Origin of the sequence: Cryobacterium sp. Hz9, assembly GCF_004402825.1 — a bacterium.
Lineage (GTDB): Bacteria > Actinomycetota > Actinomycetes > Actinomycetales > Microbacteriaceae > Cryobacterium > Cryobacterium gelidum.
This window is the reverse complement of sequence record NZ_SOFC01000008.1, coordinates 109,551-133,203: the sequence shown is the minus strand read 5'-3', so window position 1 is coordinate 133,203 and position 23,653 is coordinate 109,551. Positions and strand designations below refer to the sequence as shown.

20 protein-coding genes are annotated in these 23,653 nt (G+C 65.2%); 9 read left to right on the top strand and 11 right to left on the bottom strand.

All coding sequences use genetic code 11. From position 1 onward, the window contains the following. The first annotated feature begins 126 nt into the window (after positions 1-126). The gene (locus tag E3N85_RS02695) at positions 127-1,308 is read left to right on the top strand and encodes a MarP family serine protease (protein ID WP_134459117.1); all 1,182 of its coding nucleotides are present in this window, start codon (positions 127-129) and stop codon (positions 1,306-1,308) included. Between the two features lie 117 nt (positions 1,309-1,425). Here the strand turns inward: E3N85_RS02695 and E3N85_RS02690 are convergent, their stop codons facing one another. Further along, complete coding sequence (locus tag E3N85_RS02690; protein WP_134459115.1) at positions 1,426-2,646, bottom strand: ammonium transporter; 1,221 nt, start codon at positions 2,644-2,646, stop codon at positions 1,426-1,428. 157 nt (positions 2,647-2,803) lie between these two features. Continuing rightward, a complete protein-coding gene (zapE, locus tag E3N85_RS02685; RefSeq protein ID WP_134459113.1) occupies positions 2,804-3,856 on the bottom strand; it encodes a cell division protein ZapE in 1,053 nt (350 codons plus the stop codon). Positions 3,857-3,995: 139 nt separating this feature from the next. Here zapE and E3N85_RS02680 point away from each other — a divergent pair, with 139 nt between their 5' ends. Both E3N85_RS02680 and E3N85_RS02675 read left to right on the top strand, forming a co-directional pair. After that, entirely contained in the window at positions 3,996-4,901 is a 906-nt protein-coding gene (locus E3N85_RS02680) for a sulfurtransferase (RefSeq protein WP_134459111.1), read from the top strand. Then, positions 4,898-5,329 (top strand): SufE family protein, encoded by a 432-nt coding sequence (locus E3N85_RS02675; protein ID WP_134459109.1) that lies wholly within the window; start codon positions 4,898-4,900, stop codon positions 5,327-5,329. The genes E3N85_RS02680 and E3N85_RS02675 overlap by 4 nt, the downstream gene beginning before the upstream one ends. On the opposite strand, the gene E3N85_RS02670 is transcribed toward E3N85_RS02675, so the two are convergent. Then, positions 5,326-6,600 carry a S9 family peptidase gene (locus E3N85_RS02670; RefSeq protein WP_134459107.1) on the bottom strand — a complete coding sequence of 425 codons (1,275 nt, stop codon included), beginning with the start codon at positions 6,598-6,600 and terminating at the stop codon, positions 5,326-5,328. The two genes, E3N85_RS02675 and E3N85_RS02670, sit on opposite strands and share 4 nt — an antisense overlap. Positions 6,601-6,634: 34 nt before the next feature. On the opposite strand from E3N85_RS02670, the gene E3N85_RS02665 reads away from it, so the two are divergent. From E3N85_RS02665 to E3N85_RS02650, 4 genes are all read left to right on the top strand, one after another. Then, the gene (locus tag E3N85_RS02665; RefSeq protein WP_134459105.1) at positions 6,635-7,225 is read left to right on the top strand and encodes a DUF3000 domain-containing protein; all 591 of its coding nucleotides are present in this window, start codon (positions 6,635-6,637) and stop codon (positions 7,223-7,225) included. Continuing rightward, positions 7,218-8,444: an HRDC domain-containing protein gene (locus tag E3N85_RS02660; RefSeq protein WP_134459103.1), complete on the top strand. Its 1,227-nt coding sequence runs from the start codon at positions 7,218-7,220 to the stop codon at positions 8,442-8,444. Before E3N85_RS02665 ends, E3N85_RS02660 begins: the two co-directional genes overlap by 8 nt. 118 nt (positions 8,445-8,562) lie before the next feature. After that, a complete protein-coding gene (locus tag E3N85_RS02655; RefSeq protein WP_134459101.1) occupies positions 8,563-9,768 on the top strand; it encodes a thiolase family protein in 1,206 nt (401 codons plus the stop codon). After that, the gene (locus tag E3N85_RS02650) at positions 9,765-11,930 is read left to right on the top strand and encodes a 3-hydroxyacyl-CoA dehydrogenase NAD-binding domain-containing protein (RefSeq protein ID WP_134459099.1); all 2,166 of its coding nucleotides are present in this window, start codon (positions 9,765-9,767) and stop codon (positions 11,928-11,930) included. Before E3N85_RS02655 ends, E3N85_RS02650 begins: the two co-directional genes overlap by 4 nt. A gap of 61 nt (positions 11,931-11,991) precedes the next feature. Here E3N85_RS02650 and dxs read toward each other — a convergent pair whose 3' ends face one another. The 5 genes from dxs to dut all read right to left on the bottom strand — a co-directional run bounded on the left by dxs (position 11,992) and on the right by dut (position 19,081). Beyond that, positions 11,992-13,941 (bottom strand): 1-deoxy-D-xylulose-5-phosphate synthase, encoded by a 1,950-nt coding sequence (dxs, locus tag E3N85_RS02645; RefSeq protein WP_134459097.1) that lies wholly within the window; start codon positions 13,939-13,941, stop codon positions 11,992-11,994. 115 nt (positions 13,942-14,056) lie between these two features. Further along, positions 14,057-16,903 (bottom strand): aconitate hydratase, encoded by a 2,847-nt coding sequence (locus E3N85_RS02640; protein ID WP_134459095.1) that lies wholly within the window; start codon positions 16,901-16,903, stop codon positions 14,057-14,059. A 210-nt stretch (positions 16,904-17,113) separates the two neighbouring features. Beyond that, positions 17,114-17,926 carry a DUF3159 domain-containing protein gene (locus tag E3N85_RS02635; RefSeq protein WP_134459093.1) on the bottom strand — a complete coding sequence of 271 codons (813 nt, stop codon included), beginning with the start codon at positions 17,924-17,926 and terminating at the stop codon, positions 17,114-17,116. A 7-nt stretch (positions 17,927-17,933) separates the two neighbouring features. After that, a complete protein-coding gene (locus E3N85_RS02630; protein ID WP_134459432.1) occupies positions 17,934-18,524 on the bottom strand; it encodes a DUF3710 domain-containing protein in 591 nt (196 codons plus the stop codon). A gap of 35 nt (positions 18,525-18,559) precedes the next feature. Further along, positions 18,560-19,081: a dUTP diphosphatase gene (dut, locus tag E3N85_RS02625; protein WP_134459091.1), complete on the bottom strand. Its 522-nt coding sequence runs from the start codon at positions 19,079-19,081 to the stop codon at positions 18,560-18,562. A 38-nt stretch (positions 19,082-19,119) separates the two neighbouring features. On the opposite strand from dut, the gene E3N85_RS02620 reads away from it, so the two are divergent. After that, entirely contained in the window at positions 19,120-19,572 is a 453-nt protein-coding gene (locus E3N85_RS02620) for a DUF3093 domain-containing protein (protein ID WP_134459089.1), read from the top strand. Between the two features lie 31 nt (positions 19,573-19,603). Here the strand turns inward: E3N85_RS02620 and E3N85_RS02615 are convergent, their stop codons facing one another. Further along, positions 19,604-19,897 (bottom strand): DUF4193 domain-containing protein, encoded by a 294-nt coding sequence (locus tag E3N85_RS02615; protein WP_092112645.1) that lies wholly within the window; start codon positions 19,895-19,897, stop codon positions 19,604-19,606. Positions 19,898-20,097: 200 nt separating this feature from the next. On the opposite strand from E3N85_RS02615, the gene sepH reads away from it, so the two are divergent. Next, the gene (gene sepH, locus E3N85_RS02610) at positions 20,098-21,237 is read left to right on the top strand and encodes a septation protein SepH (RefSeq protein WP_134459087.1); all 1,140 of its coding nucleotides are present in this window, start codon (positions 20,098-20,100) and stop codon (positions 21,235-21,237) included. Here the strand turns inward: sepH and E3N85_RS02605 are convergent, their stop codons facing one another. Together E3N85_RS02605 and E3N85_RS02600 are read right to left on the bottom strand one after the other, a co-directional pair. Continuing rightward, a complete protein-coding gene (locus E3N85_RS02605; RefSeq protein WP_134459085.1) occupies positions 21,238-21,924 on the bottom strand; it encodes a response regulator in 687 nt (228 codons plus the stop codon). Further along, the gene (locus E3N85_RS02600) at positions 21,917-23,635 is read right to left on the bottom strand and encodes an ATP-binding protein (RefSeq protein WP_241978265.1); all 1,719 of its coding nucleotides are present in this window, start codon (positions 23,633-23,635) and stop codon (positions 21,917-21,919) included. The genes E3N85_RS02605 and E3N85_RS02600 overlap by 8 nt, the downstream gene beginning before the upstream one ends. Between the last annotated feature and the right edge of the window lie 18 nt (positions 23,636-23,653).

Here is a 23,653-nt window from a genome sequence, read left to right as displayed (position 1 = left end):
TGTTGATCACCCGGGAATGAGGGCCGGAAGCCGCGTCTGCCCAGCAATCCCGGAGGCGGCCTGTGTAAACATGGAAAAGACACAACGTTTTGAAGCAACACATGAAATAGTGAATGAGGGAGAAGGATGCCGGGCTCGACCGTTCTCGACCTCCTTCTGATCTTGGTCTTGTTTATTGCCCTCGTCAACGGATACCGTAGCGGACTGCTGCAGAGCCTCACCGGCATCGTCGGCGCTGTGGTCGGCGGAGTCGCCGCCTTCTTCGTGGTTCCCCTGGTGGGCGGCTGGGTACCTGCGGCGCAATGGCGCACACCAGCCACCATCGGCGTGGCGATAGTGCTCGTGCTCGTCGGACATTCGCTGGGCGCCTCCGCGGGAGGAATGGTGGGGCGCAGAAAGAAGCGCTCCTCCCTCGGCGCCATCAACCGCGTGCTGGGCGCTGTATTCGCCGCCGTCGCCTCAGCCCTTGTGGCGTCGATGGTGGCGTTCAGCATTGGCGCTCTCGGCGTTCCGTTCCTCTCCCCCGCCATCGCCTCGTCGACCGTCGTGTCCGGTATCGACTCGCTGACCCCCGATCCGGTCAAGGCTCTCATGGCCGAGCTGCGCTCCGTGGCCGTGCAGCAGGGACTGCCGCGCATCGTCGACGCTTTCACCGGCCCAACACCGAATGCCGCCCAGGCCGATACGAGCAGTCCGGCGCTGGCCGTGGCCGGTCAGTCGGTTGTGCGCATCACCGGAACGGCCTACGCCTGTGGACAGAGCCAGTCCGGCAGCGGCTTCGTCGTGTCAGACGACCGCGTCATCACCAACGCGCACGTCGTCGCGGGTGTGGACCAGCCCGTCGTGGAAACCCCGGCGGGCGAAGCCCTGGCTGGTGAGATCGTCTACTTCGACCCGGTCGACGACCTCGCCATTGTTTCGGTTCCCGGTCTGGGCGCAGCACCGCTGACCGCCGGAGTGGATCTCGCTGCGGGCAGCGGCGCGGTCGCCGACGGGTACCCGTTCGGCGGACCTTACGTCTCCGATCCGGCCCAGGTCATCTCGATCGGCACCATCAGCGTTGCCGACATTTACGGCCAGGACCCGACGCCACGTCAGGTATACACCGTGGCTTCCGACGTACAGCAGGGCGAATCAGGCGGACCGCTGCTGAGCGAATCCGGCCAGGTGGTCGGCGTCATCTTCGCGAAGGCCTCGAACACCGACAATGTCGGCTATGCCCTTACACTCGAGGAAATTCAGCCAGTAATCAGCCAGGCGCCCGGCCTTTCCAACCCCGTCTCCCCGGGAACCTGCGTTCGCGGCTGAGCCGGGGCATCCGCTCGCCGCCAGCTATCGTTCACGAACCTGAATGCCCAGAGCTTGGGGCCCAAGCAGACGCCTAGACGTTCAGGGCCAGACGCCCAGGGTTCAGACATTCAGGGTTCAGACACGCTCGAGGGCGTAGCCCTCTTCGCCGTGCACGCTCGTGTCGATTCCGGCCAGTTCGTCTTCGTTCTTGATGCGGAATCCGATGGTCTTCTCGATCGCGAAACCGAGCAGGTAGGCAATGATGAAGGAGTAGAAGAGAACCGAAAAGCCTGCAATCGCCTGCACAGCGAGCTGACCGAGGTCGCCGCCGGTGAAGAGCCCGGTGTTGATGGCGAAAAAGCCGAGGTAGAGAGTGCCGATGATGCCACCGACCAGGTGGATGCCGACGACATCGAGCGAGTCGTCGAAGCCGAGCTTGAACTTGAGTTCAACGGCGAGGGCGCAAACGGCACCGGAGAGCCCGCCGAGCAGGAGCGCCCAACCCGGTTCCAGGTTGGCGCAGGCCGGGGTGATGGCGACGAGGCCAGCAACAGCGCCCGATGCGGCGCCCACCGAGGTGGCTTTGCCGTCCTTGAACTTCTCGACGAGCATCCAGGCGAGGATGGCCGCTGCCGTGGCACCCAGGGTGTTGATAACGATGATGCCGACATTGGCGAGGCCATTGAGCCATTCAGCACCGGCGTTGAAACCGAACCAGCCGAACCAGAGAATCGAGGCGCCGATGAGCACGAGCGGTACGTTGTGCGGTTTGGTCATGCCCTTCTGGAACCCGACGCGCTTGCCGAGGACCAGGGCCAGCGCAAGAGCTGCAGCACCGGCATTGATGTGCACCGCGGTACCACCGGCATAGTCGATGACGCCGGGGAGGCCCAACGTCTCACCGAGCTTCATGATCCAGCCGCCACCCCAGACCCAGGCTGCGACCGGGAAGTAGACGAGGGTTGCCCAGATACCCGCGAAGATCATCCAGGATCCGAACTTCGCCCGGTCTGCGACAGCGCCGCTGATGAGGGCGACGGTGATGATGGCGAATGTGGCACCGTACGTGGCACCGAGCAGGTCGGTGCTGCCCGTCTCTCCCATGGCGAGCTTGCCAAGACCGAAGTCGGAGAACGGATTGCCGGCAAATTCGGTCGGACCGTTCACGGTGCTCATGTTGTAGCCGTACAGGATCCACAGGACGCTGATGAGGCCCAGTGCACCAAAGCTCATCATCATCATGCTGATGACGCTCTTGGCCTTGACCAGTCCGCCGTAGAAGAAGGCGACACCTGGTGTCATGAACAACACGAGTGCGGTGGCGGTCAGGCCCCACGCAATGCTTCCGGTTTCCATAGAATTGTCCTCACGCGTCTCAAATGTGCTGGGCGTAGCACGAGGCGAGCCACCTCGGATACGAGTCAATTATCTGAGGTGGCTGTTACAACAAACGTTCTGACGTGTTTCGTGCCGGTTACGAGCGCTGGCGAATTGTTAACGCCAGATTTCAGGGTCAGTCGGTGTGCGGCGGCAACTCTCCCGTGGTGAGGGCAACCATGCGCGACTGGGACCGCTGGTACTTCTTGCGATACCCGCCAGCCATCATCTCGTCGTCGAACACCTCGTTGAGCGGGCGCCCGCTAGCGACGATCGGAATCTCGGCGTCGTAGACGCGGTCGATGAACGCCACCAGACGCAGGGCGTCGGACTGGTCGGTCAGCAGGAAAACGCCGCGCAGCGCAATCACCTCCACGTCGCGAATGACCTTGACGTATTTCGACGGATGCACGGTGCCGAGATGACGAATCAGGGCACCGAAATCATCCTCGGTCACTTTGGAACCACGCTTTAGCAACGTGTTGACCAGGTGCTCACGCGCCTCCGGCTCAACCGCGACGGCCTGACCGGTGACATTGCGGCGACGGTAGTCGAGGCCGTCAATGCGCAGGGTCTCGAAGTTGGCGCTCATGGCCGAGATCTCGCGCAGAAAGTCCTGCGCGGCAAACCGGCCCTCGCCGAGCGAGTTGGGCGGGGTGTTCGACGTGGCGGCGACGCGCGTTCCGGTAGCTACGAGTTCGCCGAGCAGTCGGGTCATCACCATGGTGTCGCCCGGATCGTCGAGCTCGAACTCGTCGATGCAGATGAGCTTTGCGCTGCGCAGCTCCTTGATGGTCTCCTGATAGCCGAGGGCGCCCACGAGCGCGGTGTACTCGATGAAGGTGCCGAAGTATTTGGGGCCGGTCGCGGCATGCCAGAGTGCCGCGAGCAGGTGCGTCTTGCCGACACCGAACCCACCGTCGAGGTAGATGCCGGGCAGGTCGTCTTTGGCCTGCCGGCGCCGGGAGAAGAATCCGGCCGGCCGTGGGGTCACGAATTCCTGCAGCTTTTCGACGGCTTCGACCTGGGAGGGGTAGTCATGATCGGGTCGGTAGTTCTCAAACGAGGCGTGCTCAAACTGGGGAGGCGGTACCAGTTCTGCCACGATTTCCCGGCCCGTGATGCTCGGGGTGCGGTCGGCCAGTTGCGGAACTGCGTGGTTTGCCTTCTGATGGGCCTCTGGTGCCATGCTGAAATGCCCGTTCTCGTGGGTAGAGCTGCGAATGCGTCGGCTGCCGGCACCGCGTAGATTTGTGGGGTGGGCACAGATTAGCCTAATCCGCGGTCAACCCGAATCCGCATGCATCCGCTGCCCACGTGGAGGTTACATGTCTGCCCCGATCGACACGACCGAAAAGTTTGCCGCCTACGCCCACCCATCCAAGCTGGTTTCCACCGAATGGCTGGCGGAACACCGCACCGACGCGGGACTGGTCGTGGTCGAATCCGACGAAGACGTCTTGCTCTACGAAGTGGGACACATCCCCGGCTCGGTAAAAATCGACTGGCACACCGACCTCAACGACAAGGTCAACCGTGACTACATCGAGGGCGTAGCCTTCGCCGCCCTCATGAGCAGCAAGGGCATCGCTCGCGACAGCACGGTTGTCATCTACGGCGACAAGAGCAACTGGTGGGCCGCATACGCCCTGTGGGTTTTCACCCTGTTCGGCCACGACGATGTTCGCCTGCTCGACGGCGGACGCACGAAGTGGCTCGCCGAGGAGCGTGAACTGACAACGGACGTCTCCCCCGTCACCCCCACGGATTACCCGGAGACCCCGCGCAACGACGCCCCGATCCGCGCCTTCAAGAGCGACGTTCTCGCCCACTTCGGCAATCCGCTCATCGATGTGCGCTCCGACGAAGAATATAGCGGGGCCCGCACGACGATGCCCGCCTACCCCGAGGAGGGCGCCCTCCGCGGCGGCCACATTCCTACCGCCGCGTCGGTGCCGTGGGCCCGGGCTTCAGCCACCGACTCCACTTTCAAGACGCGCACCGAACTGGACGACATCTACCGCGGGGAGGCTGGTCTGGCCGACGGCGACGACGTGATCGCCTACTGCCGCATCGGCGAGCGGTCCAGTCACACCTGGTTTGTGCTGACCCACCTGCTCGGCTTCGATAACGTGCGCAACTACGACGGATCCTGGACCGAATGGGGCAACGCCGTCGCCGTGCCGATTGCGGTCGGTACCGCACCCGGTACCGCGCCGGTGCCGCGCCGATGAGCGTCCTTCCCTCCCAGTTGGCGGAAATCCAGGAAGATTTCCTTGCCCTCGAGCAGAAGGATCGCCTGCTCTTGCTGCTTGAGTTCGCCAACGACCTGCCGGAACTTCCGCAGGAGTACCAGGACCATCCCGACCTGCTCGAGCGCGTGGTCGAATGCCAGTCGCCGGTATTCATCTTCGTCAACCTGGATGCCGAGGGCGCGTTCCACCTGCACGCAACGGCCCCGCGCGAGTCGCCCACCACCCGCGGGTTCGCGTCGATCCTCGCCCAGGGGCTCGACGGGCTGAGCGCCCAGCAAGTGTTCGCCGTTCCCGACGACTATCCGCAGTCCATCGGCCTGAGCGAGGCCGTCTCGCCGCTGCGCCTGCGGGGCATGAGCGCCATGCTCGGCCGGGCCAAACGTCAGCTCCGGGAGCGACTCGCCTAGCGCTTCGGCAAGCCGGTCGGCAGTGCGGCGAGCCAGGCCGCGATCTCGCCATTCCAGCGATCCGGGTCGTAGTTCCACAGTTTGGTGTGGCGGGCCTCGCTGAAAGCCACGAAAGTGACAATGTCGGGCCGCCGGTCGGCGAGTCGGCGCGACCCGGTGGCTGGCACGAAACCATCATTGTCGCTGTGTAACAGCAGAATCGGCCGCTGCAGTTCACTGGCCCTGGCGACATAATCGAGCCGGGCAAAATCGATCGGCGCGGACTGTCCGGTGACGCGTTTGGCCCAGGGCGCCCCCATCACAGCGAGAGCACCGCGCGCGATGAGCGCCGGCAGCCTGCGGTCCAACGCCTGCGCTCGGACGACGTCGGCCCAATCGATCACCGGAGATTCCAGCACGAGGCCAACGATCAGGTCTGCGTGTCGGCTGCGGGTCAGCGCCTGCAAGACCACGGCACCGCCCATCGACCAGCCCATCAGCACGATGCTCCTCGCCCCGTGGCTGGCAGCGTAGTCGATCGCGGCCTCCACATCGGGCCATTCGGTGTCACCGAGGCCGTAGCGGCCGTCAGCGCTGGCCGGGGCATCGCCGTCATTGCGATAAGAGACGAGCAACGATGTGTAGCCGGCCGCGTGAAACACCGGCACCGCCCGCAATGCCTCCTCGCGGCGCACCGCCCGGCCGTGCACCTCGATCACCCACTTGCCTGCGGATGCTGTCGTGCCATCCGCTGGAAAGAACCAGGCGGGTGCCAAACCGACGGGTGTCGCAATGGTGACCTCGGTCCACCCGAAACCGAGATCGGCGGGACTCGTGTAGAGCCAGCCGCTGAACCGGCCGCGACGGGCGGACGCGAGGTCGCCGTAGTCGACACCGAGGATGCGCCGGGTGACGGTGGTCGCCGTGCGCGTGGTGATCTCGCCGACCCGGGCATGGCCGGTACCCGCGCTGAAGAAGAAACTGTACTCGCCGGGGAGTACGGAATCGCGGTGGCGTTGCAGGGTGACCAAGCGCTCGGCGAGGTCGACCGCGAACACGCGGGTGTCGTCGGCGCGTGCGGCTGGCGGTGTGACGATGGTCTTCGCCATGACCGCGGCGAGCACACCGGCCGCACCGACGAGGGCCACGGCGGAGCCGACGATCACGATGCCGGTGAAGCCCAGGATTGGTGCCAGAACTGAGCGCTGAGTACTGCGCCAGCGAGCGGTATGACGCCCGTTTGGGGGCTGTGGGTCGTGCACGTGCACCTCCGACTGGTCGGCGTGCCTCACGAACAACACCCAGAAAAAACTCTAGTCTGCAGACGTGGCCGAAACAGATCAATCGCTCCCCGCAGAGTTTGTCGCGGCAGTGACCGCCATTCGCCGCGCCACAAGCCGGGCCGAATTAGTCGTCACCGAGATTGCCGCGCCCACCCAGCTCGCGCCGTACTCGATCGCCCTGGCCGCGAATATTGCTCCGGTGCGGCACGGCAGCGACTCAGATCTGGGTACCGGCCGGTTCATTCTGTTATACGACCCCGATGAGCCCGACGGCTGGAACGGAGCCTTCCGCGTGGTCTGCTTCGCACAAGCACCGCTCGAGGTGGAAATCGGGCTCGACCCGTTTCTGGCCGAGGTCACCTGGCAGTGGCTGGTCGATGCCCTGGACTCCCGCAAGGCGGAGTACACCGCGGCCTCCGGAACGGCGACTAAAATTATCTCGTCAGGCTTTGGCGAACTCGCCAAACAGGGAGATGGTGCGCAGATTGAGCTGCGCGCGTCGTGGACACCCCTGGATCACAATCTCACCGCCCACGTCGAGGGGTGGGGCGAGCTGCTGTGCATGCTCGCCGGACTCCCTCCGGCTGGGGAAGGAGTCAGCATGTTGTCAGCACGCCGAGCAGCCCGTGGCTGAATCGCAATCCAATCGGCCCGCCCTCGTTCAACACCTGGTCATCGATACTCGTGAGGCCTACCTCGCCGCGACGGCCGCCCTGGCCGCCGGACACGGGCCGGTCGGGGTCGACGCGGAACGGGCATCCGGTTTCACCTATTCGCAACGCGCTTATCTCATTCAAATTTATCGCCGCGGCGCCGGCACGTTTCTCTTCGACCCGCCGCCGATCGGCGACTTCAGCGAGTTGAACGATGCCCTCGCCGATGCGGAATGGATTCTGCACGCGGCCAGCCAGGACCTCGCCTGCCTGCGGGAAGTCGGACTCGACCCCACACGCATCTTCGACACCGAGCTCGCTGCCCGGCTGCTCGGCATTCCGCGGGTCGGCCTCGGTACCGTGGTGGAAGAGCTGCTCGGCATCCACCTCGCCAAGGAGCACTCCGCCGCGAACTGGTCGACCCGGCCGCTGCCCGAATCGTGGCTGGTCTACGCAGCCCTCGACGTCGAGCTGCTGCCCGATCTGCGCGACCGCATGGTCGACCTGCTGCTGGAATCGAACAAGACCGACATTGCCGACCAGGAATTCGCTGCAACCCTGGCCAAGGAGGCCAAGGCTGCCCGCGTTGATCCGTGGCGGCGCCTGTCGGGCATCCACTCGCTGCACAGCCAACGCAATCTGGTCGTCGCCCGCGAGCTGTGGCTGGCCCGCGACGAATTTGCCCGCGAGGTCGATGTCTCCCCCGGACGGCTCGTTCCGGACGCGTCGCTGCTCGCCGCCGCCCGCGTGCTCCCCGCGACCCGTCAAGCCCTTTCTGACCTGCGCGAGTTCAACGGTCGGGCGAGCCGCAGTGAGCTCGACCGCTGGTGGGCTGCCATCCAACGCGGCCGGGCGACCATCGATCTGCCCGCGCTCAAGGCGAGCAATGACACCCTGCCTCCGCCGCGGGCCTGGGCCGACCGAAATCCGGAGGCCGACGTGCGGTACAAGGCAGCCCGCGTCGCTCTGCAGAGCGTCACGGACGAACGGGAGATTCCGCTGGAGAATCTGCTGACTCCGGACTACCTGCGCCGGGTGGCCTGGTCACCGCCGGAGCCCGCGGATGTGGCATCCGTGGGGCTGGCCCTGGCCGATCTCGGGGCGCGACGCTGGCAAATTGACTTGACTGCACAATTAATAGCGGATGCATTTATAGAAGTTCCACAAATTATTGACCCGGCGTTGGATCTGGAGTCGTAGAAACCGGCAAACGATTCGGGTGGCAATTCTTACCACCCTAGGATCGGACCAGACCTAAATGACCAATCCGGATCAGATACTGATCCGGGTTCGGATCTAAATACGTACGGGAGGCATTGTGGCCGAGAGAGCAGAAGTCGTTTTTGTCGACGGGGTTCGAACCCCATTCGGCCGCGCCGGCGAAAAAGGCATGTACTGGAACACCCGCGCCGATGACCTCGTGGTCAAAGCCATCATCGGGCTGATGGAACGCAACCCGGGCGTTCCCCCGGAACGCATCGATGACGTGGCAATCGCAGCGACTACACAGACCGGTGACCAGGGTCTGACGCTCGGTCGCACGGCGGCACTGCTGGCCGGTCTGCCGAAATCGGTTCCGGGTTTCGCGATTGACCGCATGTGCGCCGGGGCAATGACCGCCGTCACCATGATGGGGTCATCGATTGGTTTCGGTGCCTACGATCTCGCCATCGCCGGCGGCGTCGAGCACATGGGCCGCCACCCGATGGGTTTCGGGGCCGACCCGAACCCGCGGTTCCTGTCCGAGCGGCTGGTCAGTGAAGACGCCCTCAACATGGGCGCGACCGCCGAACGCATTCACGACCGGTTCCCGTCGTACACCAAGGAACGCTCCGACCGGTTCGCGCTGCGAAGCCAGCAGAAGGTGGCCGCGGCCTACTCCGCGGGAAACATTCAGCCCGACCTGATTCCCGTTGCCACGCGCAGCGAATCCGGCTGGGGCCTCGCCACCCGCGACGAAGCACCGCGCCCCGACACCACGCTCGAGGGACTGAGCACCCTGCGCACCCCGTTCCGTTCGCACGGCCGGGTCACGGCCGGCAATGCTTCCGGCCTCAACGATGGCGCCTCCGCCTGTCTGCTGGCCAGCGGCGCCACGGCCAAGGAACTTGGCCTCGGCGTGAAGATGACCATGATCAGTTTCGCTTTCGCCGGAGTAGAACCGGAGGTCATGGGCCTCGGCCCCGTACCATCCACCGAGAAGGCGCTGCGCAAGGCCGGGCTGTCGATCACCGACATCGGCCTGTTCGAACTCAACGAGGCCTTCGCTGTGCAGGTCATCTCCTTCCTCGATCACTTCGGCATTGATGATGAAGACCCGCGCGTCAACGAGTACGGCGGGGCGATCGCGCTGGGGCATCCGCTCGCCTCCTCCGGCGTTCGCCTGATGAACCAGCTCGCCCGCCAGTTCGAATCGCACCCCGAGGTGCGCTACGGTCTCACCGCCATGTGCATCGGCCTCGGCCAGGGCGGTTCCGTGATTTGGGAAAACCCGCACTTCAACAAGAAGGCAGCCAAGCGATGACGACCACCGAGTACAGTTCCCTCGACTTCAGCCCGCTCGTGGCGATCTCCGGCGACGAGGTCGTCACGCACTCCTACGTTCGTGATGTACCGCTACGCGCCGGTCGCACCCTGGCCCTGGTGACCCTCGACAACGGGCGCGACCACACGCGACCGAACACGCTCGGCCCGGTCACTCTGCTCGAGTTCGCCACCACCATGGACGAGCTCACCGCTCGCGCCGCTCGCGGCGAGATTCACGGCGTGGCCGTGACCGGTAAGCCGTTCATCCTCGCCGCCGGAGCTGACCTGAGCAAGGTTGCCGAGATACCCTCGCTTGCGGCGGGCAAGCTGCTCAGCCAGCTGGGCCACCACGCGCTCGGCAAGCTCGACACCCTGGGCGTTCCGTCGTTCGTGTTCATCAACGGGCTCGCGCTCGGCGGCGGACTCGAGATTGGCCTGAACGCGAACTACCGCACGGTGGACGCGGCCGTGCCCGCGATCGCTCTTCCTGAGGTTTTTCTCGGTCTGATCCCCGGCTGGGGCGGCTCGTACCTGCTGCCCAACCTGATCGGCATCGAGAATGCCTTGAAGGTCATCATCGAGAACCCCCTCAAGAACAACCGCACCCTTACTGGAGCGGATGCCCTCGCGCTCGGTATCGCGGACGTCATGTTCACGTCGGCGCGGTTCCTCGAAGACTCCATCGACTGGGCCGACGGCGTCATCGCGGGCAGCGCGAAGGTGTCGCGACCCAATGCGCCCGGCAAGATCGAGCGCCTCGTCAAGTGGGACGTGGCCGTCGGCATCGCCCGCAAGCTGCTCGTCAACCGCATCGGCGAGGTCGCCCAGTCACCGTATGTGGCACTCGACCTGCTGCAGGCCGCCAAGAGCGGCACTCGCGCCGAAGGTTTCCAGCGCGAGGATGAGGCCCTGGCCGGCCTCATCGCCGGCGATCAGCTGCAGGCGAGCATCTACGCCTTCAATCTCGTGCAGAAGCGCGCCAAGCGGCCGGCCGGAGCGCCGGACAAGAAACTTGCCCGGCCGATCACCAAGGTCGGCGTGATCGGCGCCGGCCTCATGGCGAGCCAGTTCGCGCTGCTGTTCGTGCGGCGCCTGAAGGTGCCCGTCGTCATCACCGACCTCGATCAGGCCCGCGTCGATAAGGGTGTGGGGTACATTCACGACGAGATCGCCGCACTCCAGAACAAGAACCGCATCTCCCCCGACGAGGCAAACCGCCTGCGCGCACTCGTTACCGGCACAACCGACAAGTCGTTGTTCTCGGACGCCGACTGGGTGATCGAGGCCGTCTTCGAAGAACTGGGGGTCAAGCAGTCGGTGTTCGCCGAGATCGAGAAGTTCATCTCTCCCGAGGCGATTCTGGCCACGAACACCTCGTCGCTCTCAGTCGAACAGATCGGGGCGAAGCTCACGCACCCGGAGCGCCTGGTCGGGTTTCACTTCTTCAACCCGGTTGCCGTCATGCCGCTCATCGAGGTGGTGAACACCCCGCAAACCGACGAGGTGACGCTCGCCACGGCAATGGTCATCGCCGGCAAGCTACGCAAGAACGCCGTCATCACCCGGGACACCCCCGGCTTCGTGGTCAACCGCGTGCTCGCCAAGTTGCTCGGCGAAGCGATGCATGCCGTCGACACCGGAACGCCGTTCGAGGTCGTCGAAGCCGCCGTGGCGCCGTTCGGGCTGCCGATGACCCCGTTCGAACTGCTCGAGCTTGTCGGCCTCACCGTGGGCGCACACGTGCTCGACACGCACCACACGGCGTACCCCGACCGGTTCTTCGAGAGTGACAACCTGCACAAGCTCGCCGAGCACGGCAAGATCCTCGAACGCGACGCCAAGGGTCGCCGCACCGGTTTCGACAAGGGGGCGCTGAAAATTGTCGCCGGAGGCAGCACGCCGATGACGGCCGAGCAGATTCTGCAGCGAGTCGAAGATGGCCTGGTCGACGAGATCAAGCGGATGCTGGAGACAGGCGTCGTGCACGCGGCCGAGGACATCGACCTCTGCATGATCCTCGGAGCCGGCTGGCCGTTCCAGATGGGCGGCATCACCCCGTACCTCGATCGCGTCGGCGCGAGTGCGCGAGTGTTCGGCGGCACGTTCCACACGCCACCGATCCGCGGCATCGGTGCGCCGGTGCCGACGGTCACCCGCTAGACCGGCCACCTGGTGTACGCGGGCCCATGATCTATCATGCGCCCGCGTTTAGGACCCGGACCTAGTCGCGGCGGGTTACCTGGATGGCACCGGTGTCGCTGTGATCGGCGGGCAGCGGCCGGGCGTTGGGAATCTTGCTGCCGAGTACCATGGCGACCACGTCGCGGGCGATCGCCTGCGGGGTCAGGCCAACCCGCTCAAGAATCTGGGCGCGGCTGCCGTGGTCGAGGAATTGATCGGGTAGGCCCAGCTCGGTCACTGCCGTGTCGACGCCAGCCTCGCGCAGGTCTTGACGGATGCGCGTGCCGATACCACCGACCCGAATTCCGTCTTCGAGTGTGACGACGATGCGGTGCGCGGCCGCGAGGCTGATGATGCTCCGCGGCACGGGTACGACCCAGCGCGGGTCGACGACCGTCGCACCGATGCCCTGCGCGGCGAGCCGGTCGGCCACGTCGAGGCCCATCGCCGCCATCGGGCCGACGGTGACGATGAGGACGTCCTGCTGGGTCGCCTCCTGGAGCACGTCAACGCCGTCGTCGAGGCGGCGTATAGCGTCGAACTCCAGCCCGACGGTGCCTTTGGGGTAGCGCAAGACGGTTGGTCCGTCGTCGACCTGGACGGCCTCGGCCAGTTCTTCGCGCAGGCGTACGGAGTCGCGCGGCGCGGCCAGACGAATGTTGGGTACGACCTGCAAGATTGCAAGGTCCCACATGCCGTGATGGCTGGGGCCGTCGGGGCCGGTGACCCCGGCACGGTCCAGCACGAAGGTGACGCCGGCCTTGTGGAGGGCGACATCCATGAGCACCTGGTCGAAGGCCCGATTGATGAACGTCGCATAGAGCGCCACGACGGGGTGCAGACCGCCGAAGGCGAGCCCGGCCGCGCTGGTCACGGCGTGCTGTTCGGCGATTCCCACGTCGTGCACGCGGGAGGGAAAACGTTCGGCCATCTTGTGCAGCCCGGTCGGCCGCAGCATGGCGGCGGTGATGGCCACGATGCGTTCGTTCTCGATCGCCAGTCTCAGCAGCTCGTCGGCGAAGACCGAGGTCCAGGATGCCGCGCCCGGCTCTTCGACGGATTCACCGGTTTCCGGGTCGATCTGCCCGACCGCATGGAACTGGTCGGCGACGTCCTGCACGGCCGGGTCGTAGCCCTTGCCTTTTTGGGTGATGGCGTGCACGATGACCGGCGCGCCGTAGCCCTTGGCCTGGGCGAGGGCCTCTTCCATCGCGTGCACATCATGGCCATCGATCGGGCCGATGTATTTGATGTCGAGGTTGGAGTACAACGCCTCATTGTTGGTAACCCGGGAGAGGAAGCCGTGCATGCCACCACGCACACCGCGCCAGACGGCCCGTCCGGGCGCACCCAGGCGATCGAACACGTCCTTGCTCGTCAGGTAGGCATCCCGGTAGCTGGCCCTTGTGCGGATGGTGTTGAGGAAACGCGCCATGCCGCCGATGGTCGGTGCGTAGGAACGCCCGTTGTCGTTGACTACGATGATGAGCTTGCGGGTGTTGTCATCGCTGATGTTGTTGAGCGCTTCCCAGGTCATTCCCCCGGTCAGCGCGCCATCACCGACGACGGCGACAACGTGGCGATCATTCTGGCCGGTCATCTCGAAAGCACGGGAGATGCCGTCAGCCCAGGACAGCGAGCTGGAGGCGTGCGAACTCTCGACGATGTCGTGCTCGGATTCGGAGCGCTGCGGGTAGCCGGCGAGCCCGTCGGACTGACGGAGTTTGCTGAAGTCCTGGCGCCCGGTGAGCAGCTTGTGCACGTAGGACTGGTGACCGGTGTCGAAGACGATCGCGTCGACCGGCGAGTGGAAGACCCGGTGGATGGCGATGGTCAGCTCGACGACGCCAAGGTTTGGCCCCAAATGCCCACCGGTCTTGGAAATCTCCCGCACCAGAAAGGAGCGGATCTCGGCGGCCAGCTGGGGCAGCTGCTCTTTCGAGAGACCATCGAGGTCCCGGGGACCGTGAATCGTCTCCAGAAGGATCATCCGTCACACCTTTCACGTCACAATTCATCGATACTGTCCACACGCAAACCGGCGCGTAGACCCGAATGGATCGAGTCTACGCGCCGGTATCGTGTTGGTCGCGCGAGGTGCCGGCTTAGACGAGCGAGCGCAGCACGTACTGCAGGATGCCGCCGTTGCGGTAGTACTCGGCTTCGCCCGGGGTGTCGATGCGCACGATGGCATCGAACTCGACCGGCGCCTTGCCTGCCGCCGAGAATTCACTCGGAGTGCAGGTCACGCGCACGGTCTTCGGGGTCTTGCCGTTGTTCAGCTCGGTGATACCCGAGACCGAAACGATCTCGGTACCATCGAGGCCGAGCGAATCGGCGCTCTGACCCACCGGGAATTGCAGCGGCACAACGCCCATGCCGATGAGGTTCGAGCGGTGGATGCGCTCGAAGCTCTCCACGATGACGGCCTTGACACCGAGAAGGCTCGTGCCCTTGGCTGCCCAGTCCCGACTGGACCCCGAACCGTACTCCTTGCCACCGAAGATGACGAGGGGGGTTTTGGCGGCCTGATAGTTCTGGCTGGCATCGTAGATATCGGCCTTCGGGCCCCCGGCAACGCTGAAGTCGCGGGTGAAGCCACCCTCGACGTTGTCGAGGAGCTGGTTGCGCAGTCGGATGTTCGCGAACGTACCGCGAATCATGACCTCGTGATTGCCGCGACGCGAGCCGTAGGAGTTGTAGTCGCCACGTTCGATGCCATGCTCGGCCAGGTACCGGCCGGCGGGGCCGTCAGCCTTGATCGAACCGGCGGGGCTGATGTGGTCGGTGGTGACGGAATCGCCGAGCTTGGCGAGCACGCGAGCACCGGAGATGTCGACGACCGGGCTGGTTTCCAGGCTCATGCCGTCGAAGTAGGGAGGCTTTCGCACGTAGGTGGACTCGGCGTCCCAGGCGAAGGTATCGCCGACAGGAGTTTCGAGTGACTGCCAGCGCTCGTCGCCGTCGAAGACGCCGGCGTACTGGGTCTCGAACATGTTCGAGTCGATGGACTCGTCGATGGTCTTCTGCACCTCGTCGGCGTCGGGCCAGATGTCCTTGAGGAACACGTCATTACCATCGGTGTCCTGGCCGAGGGCGTCCGTGTCGAAGTCGAAGTTCATCGTTCCGGCGAGTGCGTAGGCGATGACGAGCGGCGGGCTGGCCAAATAGTTCATCTTCACGTCGGGGTTGATGCGTCCCTCGAAGTTGCGGTTTCCGGAGAGCACGGCAGTGACGGCGAGGTCGTTCTCCTGCACGGCGGTGGAGATTTCATCTTCGAGCGGGCCCGAGTTGCCGATGCAGGTTGTGCAGCCATAGCCGACGAGATAGAAGCCGAGGTCTTCGAGGTAGCCGTTCAGGCCGGCCTTCGCGTAGTACTCGGTGACGACCTTGGAGCCGGGGGCGAGCGTGGTCTTGACCCACGGCTTGCTCTTGAGTCCCTTCAGACTCGCGTTACGGGCCAGCAGGCCGGCCGCGAGCATGACGCTCGGGTTCGACGTGTTGGTGCAGGAGGTGATCGCGGCGATCGCAACGGAACCGTTGTCGATCGTGAACTCACGCCCGTCGGCCAGGGTGACGTCGGTCGGCTGCGGGTGGGATACCGTCGGGTGGCTGGCCTGACGGTACAGGCCACTTTCAAACGCGCGGTTGTGCGCGGTCTCTTCGTCCTGTGACGTGAGGCCGATCGGGTCGGAGGCGGGGAACGTACCCTCTATTGCCGCGTCCACGAGGGAGACGGGGGCATTGGCGTAGTTGTCCAGGTCGCGCTCGAACTGGGTCTTGGCCTCGGAGAGGATGATGCGGTCCTGCGGGCGTTTCGGTCCGGCGATCGAGGGAACGACCGAGGAGAGGTCGAGCTCGAGGTATTCGCTGAAGATCGGCTCCTGGTCGGGGTTGTGCCAGAGGCCCTGCAGCTTGGAGTAGGCCTCGACGAGCGCGACCTGCTCGTCACTGCGCCCGGTCAGGCGCAGGTAGCCAAGGGTGACATCGTCGATCGGGAACATGGCGGCTGTCGAGCCGAACTCGGGGCTCATGTTGCCAATGGTGGCGCGGTTGGCCAGCGGCACGGAGGCAACGCCCGGTCCGTAGAACTCGACGAATTTTCCGACGACGCCGTGCACTCGGAGCATCTGCGTGATGGTGAGCACGACGTCCGTGGCGGTGACGCCGGCCGGGATGATGCCGGAGAGCTTGAAGCCGACCACCTTGGGGATGAGCATGGATACCGACTGGCCGAGCATCGCTGCCTCAGCCTCGATTCCGCCGACGCCCCAGCCGAGCACGCCGAGTCCGTTGACCATGGTCGTGTGCGAGTCGGTGCCGACGCAGGTGTCGGGGTAGGCCTGGAGCACGCCGTTGACCTCGCGTGTCATGGTGACGCGGGCGAGGTATTCGATGTTGACCTGGTGCACGATGCCGGTTCCCGGCGGCACGACCTTGAAGTCGTCGAACGCGGTCTGGCCCCAGCGGAGGAACTGGTACCGCTCACCGTTGCGCTCGTATTCAATCTCGACGTTGCGCTCGAACGAGTCGCTCGTACCGAACAGGTCGGCGACGACGGAGTGGTCGATGACCATTTCGGTCGGGGCGAGCGGGTTGATCTTCTTGGCGTCGCCGCCGAGCTCGACGAGGGCTTCACGCATGGTAGCGAGGTCGACGATGCAGGGAACGCCGGTGAAGTCCTGCATGACGACGCGAGCCGGCGTGTATTGGATCTCGGTGTCGGGCTCCGCGGTGGGTACCCACGCGCCAAGGGCACGAATGTGCGCGGCGGTGATGTTGGCTCCGTCTTCGGTGCGGAGCAGGTTCTCCAGCAGCACCTTGAGGCTGTATGGCAGCTTTTCGTAGCCGTCGACCACGTCCAGGCGAAAGACCTCATAGTCCGTCGAACCGACGCGCAGGGTGTCTTTGGCTCCGAAGCTATTTACCGCGGTACTTGTTGAATCCGACACAGTGCCCTCTCCGTTGTGGGAGCCGACGGGGTACCGGCGGCAATCCTCAATTCTTGTGCGCTGGCGCAGCCTCGTGCCAGCAAGGCAAGCCTTACCAGCGGATGCCGGGGACTGCCTTTTTCCATCGAGTCGCACCGCGAATCATCACCGCACAACTATCTTGACGTCAAGATAACTCTAGCAGGCCTGGAGGCGCTCCCGATTTGTCTCTCAGACCGTGCCGGCGGCATCCGCTTTGCGATAGACCGAACGCACCATCAGCCATGAGACCACGAGCAGCGGTGCATAGAGCGGGATACCCATGAGCAGTTTCATCGAGGCCAGGAGTTCGACGTTGTCGGCCAGGTAGAGCGGCAGTTGCACGGCGAGGCGGCCGAGAAAGAGGCCGGTCCAGCACAGGGTCAGAATCGTCAGAACGCGCCGCTTGGACGCATCGAGGCGCCAGGCGACGCCATCGCCCATCAGGAATCCGACGGCCACGCCGATGAGGGGCCAGCGCACGAGCACCGACACGAGCAGCGCGGCGCCATAGCCGGCGTTGGTCCACAGGCCGACCAGGAAGAAATCGGAAGGCTTGCCGGAGATCAGCGCGAGGCCGACGCTGATGGCCGTTCCGACGAGGCCGCCCAGCGCCGGGGTCATGGTCTGTTTGGTGATGGCGCGCAGGGCCACGAAGATCACACCGATCACGAGCGGAGCCACGAGCGACGGCAGCAGCGTGCCGATCGGGTCCGTCGCCACATCGGTCGACGGGTCGATGGTGAGGGAGTAGGTGATCAGGAAGACCAGCCCGGGCAGCACCGCTTCGACCAGACCGCGGATGCCGCCCATCGCCGTCAGCAGGGCCTGGCCGCTGATCGGTTCCCCTTCGGTCGCTGCGCCGAACCCGGCGCGGCGGGCCGCTCCGGCCATCGAATCGGCGAAGATCTCGGAGGCCTTCGGCTGCACCGCGGCCGGCTGGTCGCGCTCGGCCGGCTGCTCCGGCAGATCGGGCTGGTTGTGGTGACCGGGGGTGTCGCTCATGGCCTGTTTAGACCGCGGTGGTCTCGGTCGCGCCGGCCGGCGTGGCCGGCATGCGCAGGGGAATCAGGTCGCGCGGCGGCATCGGCGTGGCGCCGCGCACAACGACGATGCTGCGGAACAGATCTTCGATCTGCGCTGCGGCCTCGGGGTCGATCGCGCCTTCACCGGCAATCACGCCGCGCAGGAACCAGCGCGGGCCGTCGACACCGATGAAGCGAGCGAGGCGGGTGACGCCACCGGCTTCCTGGCCGGCCGCGACGGGGATCTCGGCGACCAGTTCGGGGCCGAACGGGCCTTCACGAGGGGTCGTGGTGCCGCCCTGCTTGCCGATCTGGTCGGCGATCTGGTCGCGAATCTCGTGCCACAGACCGCTCGAGCGCGGCGCGGCGAACGGCTGCACCTGCAGGGTCGAACCAGCGAAGTCGAGGCCGATAGCCACGACACGCTTGCTGCCCTCTTCAATTTCGAGACGCAGGTGCAGACCCTCGCGAGGAAGAATCTTGATTCCGCCCAGGTCGACGTATGGCCGCACCGGGTTGGCCTCCGACTCATCGAGCGGTCCCTCGGTCTCGCGGTCTGCGGGCGCCGACTTCGGCATGATTTCGGGGTTCTCCCCCAGGTTCGTGAGGTCACTCACCGGTTATCTCCTGTCTGCGGGGCGGTTGCGCCCGGCACTGGTGCTGCATCGTGTGCGCTGTCGTGCGTGCTGTTTGCGGCACGTGGTAGAACGCCGGTCGAGCCGAATCCGCCCTCGCCACGTTGGCTGCCGGGCAGCTTGTCGACGGTTATGAAGGAGGCACGGGCGACGGGCATCACAATGAGCTGGGCGATACGATCGCCGACGGCAATGCTGAAAGGTTCGCTTAGATCCGTATTCAACAGGGAGACCTTGATCTCGCCGCGGTAGCCGGCATCCACTGTTCCGGGAGCATTCACAATGGTGATGCCGTGCTTGACGGCCAGGCCGCTGCGGGGAACCACGAACGCCGCGAAACCATCGGGAAGGGCGATCGACACGCCGGTACCGACAAGTGCACGGGTTCCCGGGGCGAGCACGACCGCCTCGGCGGCATGCAGGTCAGCCCCGGCATCCCCGGGGTGTGCGTAGTTCGGGAGGATGGATGCCTGGATCAGTACTTCGACGCTTTCTGTCACGTGTCGAGGGTAGTGCAGATATCTGATCGAATAGAGCCATGCCTGATTACCGCGAAAAACTGTGGCCCAACGCCTGGGCCTTCCTCGTGACCGCCCTCGTGATACCAGCGAGCATTCTCGTGCTCGTGCCCATCTCCCTGTTTGCGGGCATCATCACGGCCGCTGTTTTGTATGGGGGATGTCTACTGCTGCTCGTGCTCGCCGCGCCGGTCGTGCGCGTGCAGAACGGCGAGTTGATCGCCGGTCCCGCCACAATCTCGACCGGGTTGCTGGGCGAGGCGACGACGTTCGTGAAGACCGAAGCCACTCAGGAGCGCGGTCCCCGATTGGATGCCAGGGCCTGGCTGCTGATCCGCGGCTGGATCGACCCGGTTGTGCGTGTGCCGATCGTGGATGCGACCGACCCCGCACCGTACTGGATCATATCCAGCCGCCACCCAACGGAGTTGGCCGCCGCGATCAATGCATCGCGAACGGCCAACGTGGGGTAAAGCGGATCGTGCTGGTGCTAGTCGTGCAGTACTAGGAGTCGCACTCCAGGCAGACGGTGCCGAGCTTGGTTTCGTGGCCCATCTGCGAGCGGTGCTTCACGAGGAAACAATTCACGCAGGTGAACTCGTCGGCCTGCGCGGGCAGGACGACCACATCGAGATCCAGGTCGGACAGGTCGGCGCCCGGAAGGTCGAACCCACCGGGGTTGTCGGAGTCGTCGACATCAACGCTGCCGGACATCTTGTCTGGCACACGTTCCTTGAGAGCCTCGATCGACTCAGAGTCGTCTTCAGTCTTTCGGGGTGCGTCGTAATCGGTTGCCATGCCCATCCATTTCAGTTACGCCGAAAAACGAAATCGGCGGCCACAGTTTCCAACAATCCAGACGGAATTGCAAACCGTCCGCCAACCTTTTCATTCGGACACGAAGAAACAACTTGCGGCACGCCCGGCGTATTCCCGCGAAAAGGCACCAACCCGTGGCAGTCTTGCAGCCAACGGTAATCGCGAGAGGGCTTGTCTTCATGCAGGAATTGAAGGTTATTGGGGTTGAGAACGGTGCGCTGCTCGCAGCGTCCGAAGATGGCGACCGATTTCGCATCGCCATCGACGAGGTTCTCCAGTCCCGGCTTCGCCAAACCCAGACGGAACGTGTCAACGCGCCCAAGCTGTCCCCGCGGGAAGTGCAGGCGCACATCCGCTCCGGCATGTCCGCCGAGGACGTCGCTGCGGTCACCGGGGCATCGCTCGAGTATGTGCGCCGTTTCGAGGGCCCGGTCGTGGCCGAGCGGGAATACATCGTCTCTTCGGCGTTGAGTGTTCCGGTGCATACCGCCATCGATCCCGACCCGATCGACGAGAACGTCAACTTCGGCAGTGTGATTCGGGAACGCCTCGCCTTACTCGGCGCAACCGGTGAGCGCTGGGCGAGCTGGAAAGAGCCCGGCGGCGGCTGGATCGTCAAGTTGTCCTTCACCGCCGACGAAATCGACCATGACGCTCGCTGGGGCTTTGAACCCAAGAAGAACTCGTTGACTCCGGTGGGGAGTGAAGCCGTCGCGCTATCACAGCAGGGCGAGCTCCGGGGCTCCCTCCTCCCCCGGCTGCGTGCCGTCGGAGCCGAAACGAGCGCCGCCGACGTGTCGCGCTTCGACAGCAATGCCTTCAACTTCAAGGAATCGCTCGCGGACGAGATTCTGAACGACACCAGCCCGCACCTCGAAGCCATTCCATACTCGCGCTCGCTGAGCCGCGACGATGCCGTGTCGAACGCGGCCATCAAGCGTGCCGCTGAGCCTGCCTCGAACATGAGCGAGACCGCCGACCTCCTGGAATCCTTGCGTCGTCGACGCGGCGAACGGGAGGCGTCGTCGGGCGGGGAGTCGGCGGCCACGCCGACGGCATCCGTTTCGGGACAACCACCCATGGCAGAGGCCAAGCTGAGGCCGCGTCGGGCGGCTCCGGCCGATGTCGCCGTCACCGATGAGTCCGGTGCCGCTCCCGCCACCACCTCCGAGCCGACCGGTAATGCCTGGGCCAACCAAGCCGCCCGAGCGCTGGAGCGCAGCGACCACGCACGGTCGACACCCAAGCGTGGTCGGGCGTCGATGCCGAGCTGGGACGAGATCGTGTTTGGCGCCCGTACCGACGACGATCTCGGCTAACTAGCCGGCCAGCCAGACGTAGCGACGCTGCGGGCGGCCGGCCTGCCCGTACCGCAGACTGACCGTGGCCTGCCCGGAATCGACGAAGTACTCGAGGTATTTGCGGGCCACTACCCGCGACAGGCCGAGCAGTTCGGCGCACTCCGACGCGGCCAGGTCGGGTTCGCTGCCCGCCAAAGCCGCAGCAGCCAGCGCCGCCGTCTCTTTACTGAGACCTTTCGGCAGGGTGAAGACAGTCACCGCGCCCGGCCAAGCGGATGCGCGACCCAGCGCCTGGTCAAGATCGCTCTGGCTGAGGTCGCCGCTGCGGCCGAGCAGTCGACGTCGTTCGGCGTACCCGACCAGCCGCGACTGCAGTTCGGTGATCTTGAACGGTTTCAGCAGGTAGCTCACGATGCCGCCTTGCAACGCCGCGGTGACCATTTCGGCCTCGCGCGCGGCGCTGAGCACGAGAAAGTCCACATCACGCCCCGCTGCTCGCGCCCGGCGGATCACGTCGAGGCCGGTCATATCGGGCAGGTACATGTCGAGAAGCACGAGCTGCGGGGCCTTGTCGGCAATCTGGGCGAGCGCGTCAGACCCGGACGCCGCAACGCCGACCACAGTGAAACCGCCCTGCTGCGCCACAATGCGTTCGTGCGCGCGCGCCACCATGAAATCGTCGTCGACGATGAGTACGTCACACACGGGTATGCTCCTTCTCCTCGGCTGACCGGGCCGCGTCGATCGGGAGCACGGCCTCGAACACGGCACCGTTCTCGGCCCGGTAGTCGACCGATCCCCCGCGACGCGTTGCAACGAGGCGCACAATAGCGAGTCCGTAGCCGTGGGCGTCGGTATCGCCCAGCGCCGACTTGCTCGTCACGCCAACCTCGAACACCCGGTCGATCAGTGCGATATCGATGCCCGGCCCGGAGTCACGCACCGTCACCCGCACGACACCGGCACCGGCACCGGGAATGGATCGCACGTCGAGCTGCACACCGCGTTCCCGGGCTCCGGTGACGGCGTCGAGGGCGTTGTCGACCAGGTTTCCGATCACAGTGACGAGGTCGGCGGAGAGGTCAGCGTCGACCCTGGCCAGAGTCGAATCAGCCGTGAGCACGAGCGTGGCGCCGCGTTCGCGTGCAAGCGAGGTCTTGGCGATCACGAGCGCGGCGACCGCCGGCTCTTGCAGGCGGGTGAGCACCGAGTTGTCGAGGTCGGTGCGGTCGCGCGTGACGGCGTCGACGTATTCCACCGCCGCGTCGGTGTCGCCGAGCTGTATGAGCATTGAAATAGTGTGCAGCCGGTTCGCGAACTCGTGGGTTTGGGCGCGCAACGTATCGGTAGCCTGCCGGCTGCTGCCGAGATCGTGCTGCAGAGTGACCAGTTCGGTGCGGTCGCGCAGGGTGGTGACGACCTCGGTCCGCGACCTGGGCGGGTGAATGAGCGTCCGATTGAGCACGAGCAGCACTCCCCGATTCACGAACACTGTATCGATATCGCCGACCTCCTGTTGGCGCAGCGCGCGCACCGCCTCGTCATCGAGGCCGACCGCATCGATTGCCCGTCCTTCCGCGTCAGCGGGCAGTCCGAGCAGGGTTCGTGCGCTGTCGTTGGCGAGCGTGATGAGTCCGTCGGTGTCGACGGAGATCACCCCCTCCCGAATTCCGTGGATCATGGCGTCCCGGTGCTCGACCAGCCGGCCGATCTGTTCCGGCTCCAGGCCGAGGGTCTGCCGTTTCACCCGAGCCGCCAGCAGCAGCGATCCGGCGACGCCGAGCACCCCGGCCACTCCGAGATAGGTGAGCAGGTTCGGCGCCGCGGCCTTGAGCAGTTCGGCTACGGCCGGAAACCGGCGGGCAGCGACAACCGAGCCCACGACCTTGCCGGAGTTCGACAGCACCGGCACCTGCGCGACCACGTAGTCCTGAGCGCCGATCGGCGCGACGCCGGCCCACGCCGCATCGGACGCGCCTGGCGTGGCCCCGATGGCCAGGTCGGTCGTGAGCAGCCGCGGATCGGCCGGTGCGGCGATGATGCGGCCGGCCGCATCCGTCACGATCAATTGGTCGACCCCGGTTGTGGTGCGGAGAGCCTCGACCGGAACGGAATATTGCTGGGGCACAGCCGCGGTGTCGAGCAGGCTGCGCACGAGCGGATTGGCAGCCGTGTATTCGGCGACCGTCAGCATGCGTCGCTGGGCGCCGCTTTCAAAGCTGCTGCGGGTCTGCTCGATTGAGATGGCCGTGACGGCGACCAGAACGAGGGCGATCAAGCTCAACTGAAACAGCAACAGTTGACGGGTCAGGCTGAGGCGGCTCGAACGTATGCCCGACCCACGCGGATGCGTCGTCGGCAGGCGGGACGACGCCTCGCGTTTCGGCATCGGGTCCCTTCGGTCGGCTCTGGCCATAAGAGATACTCCCTCATC

Coding starts and splice junctions, on each gene's coding strand:
- dxs (WP_134459097.1), bottom strand. CDS start 13,941: ATGATCCTTCTGGAGACGATTCACGGTCCCCGGGACCTCGATGGTCTC.
- E3N85_RS02620 (WP_134459089.1), top strand. CDS start 19,120: ATGCCTGATTACCGCGAAAAACTGTGGCCCAACGCCTGGGCCTTCCTC.
- E3N85_RS02650 (WP_134459099.1), top strand. CDS start 9,765: ATGACGACCACCGAGTACAGTTCCCTCGACTTCAGCCCGCTCGTGGCG.
- E3N85_RS02675 (WP_134459109.1), top strand. CDS start 4,898: ATGAGCGTCCTTCCCTCCCAGTTGGCGGAAATCCAGGAAGATTTCCTT.
- E3N85_RS02635 (WP_134459093.1), bottom strand. CDS start 17,926: ATGAGCGACACCCCCGGTCACCACAACCAGCCCGATCTGCCGGAGCAG.
- E3N85_RS02690 (WP_134459115.1), bottom strand. CDS start 2,646: ATGGAAACCGGAAGCATTGCGTGGGGCCTGACCGCCACCGCACTCGTG.
- E3N85_RS02615 (WP_092112645.1), bottom strand. CDS start 19,897: ATGGCAACCGATTACGACGCACCCCGAAAGACTGAAGACGACTCTGAG.
- zapE (WP_134459113.1), bottom strand. CDS start 3,856: ATGGCACCAGAGGCCCATCAGAAGGCAAACCACGCAGTTCCGCAACTG.
- E3N85_RS02630 (WP_134459432.1), bottom strand. CDS start 18,524: ATGCCGAAGTCGGCGCCCGCAGACCGCGAGACCGAGGGACCGCTCGAT.
- E3N85_RS02600 (WP_241978265.1), bottom strand. CDS start 23,635: ATGGCCAGAGCCGACCGAAGGGACCCGATGCCGAAACGCGAGGCGTCG.
- sepH (WP_134459087.1), top strand. CDS start 20,098: ATGCAGGAATTGAAGGTTATTGGGGTTGAGAACGGTGCGCTGCTCGCA.
- E3N85_RS02680 (WP_134459111.1), top strand. CDS start 3,996: ATGTCTGCCCCGATCGACACGACCGAAAAGTTTGCCGCCTACGCCCAC.
- E3N85_RS02695 (WP_134459117.1), top strand. CDS start 127: ATGCCGGGCTCGACCGTTCTCGACCTCCTTCTGATCTTGGTCTTGTTT.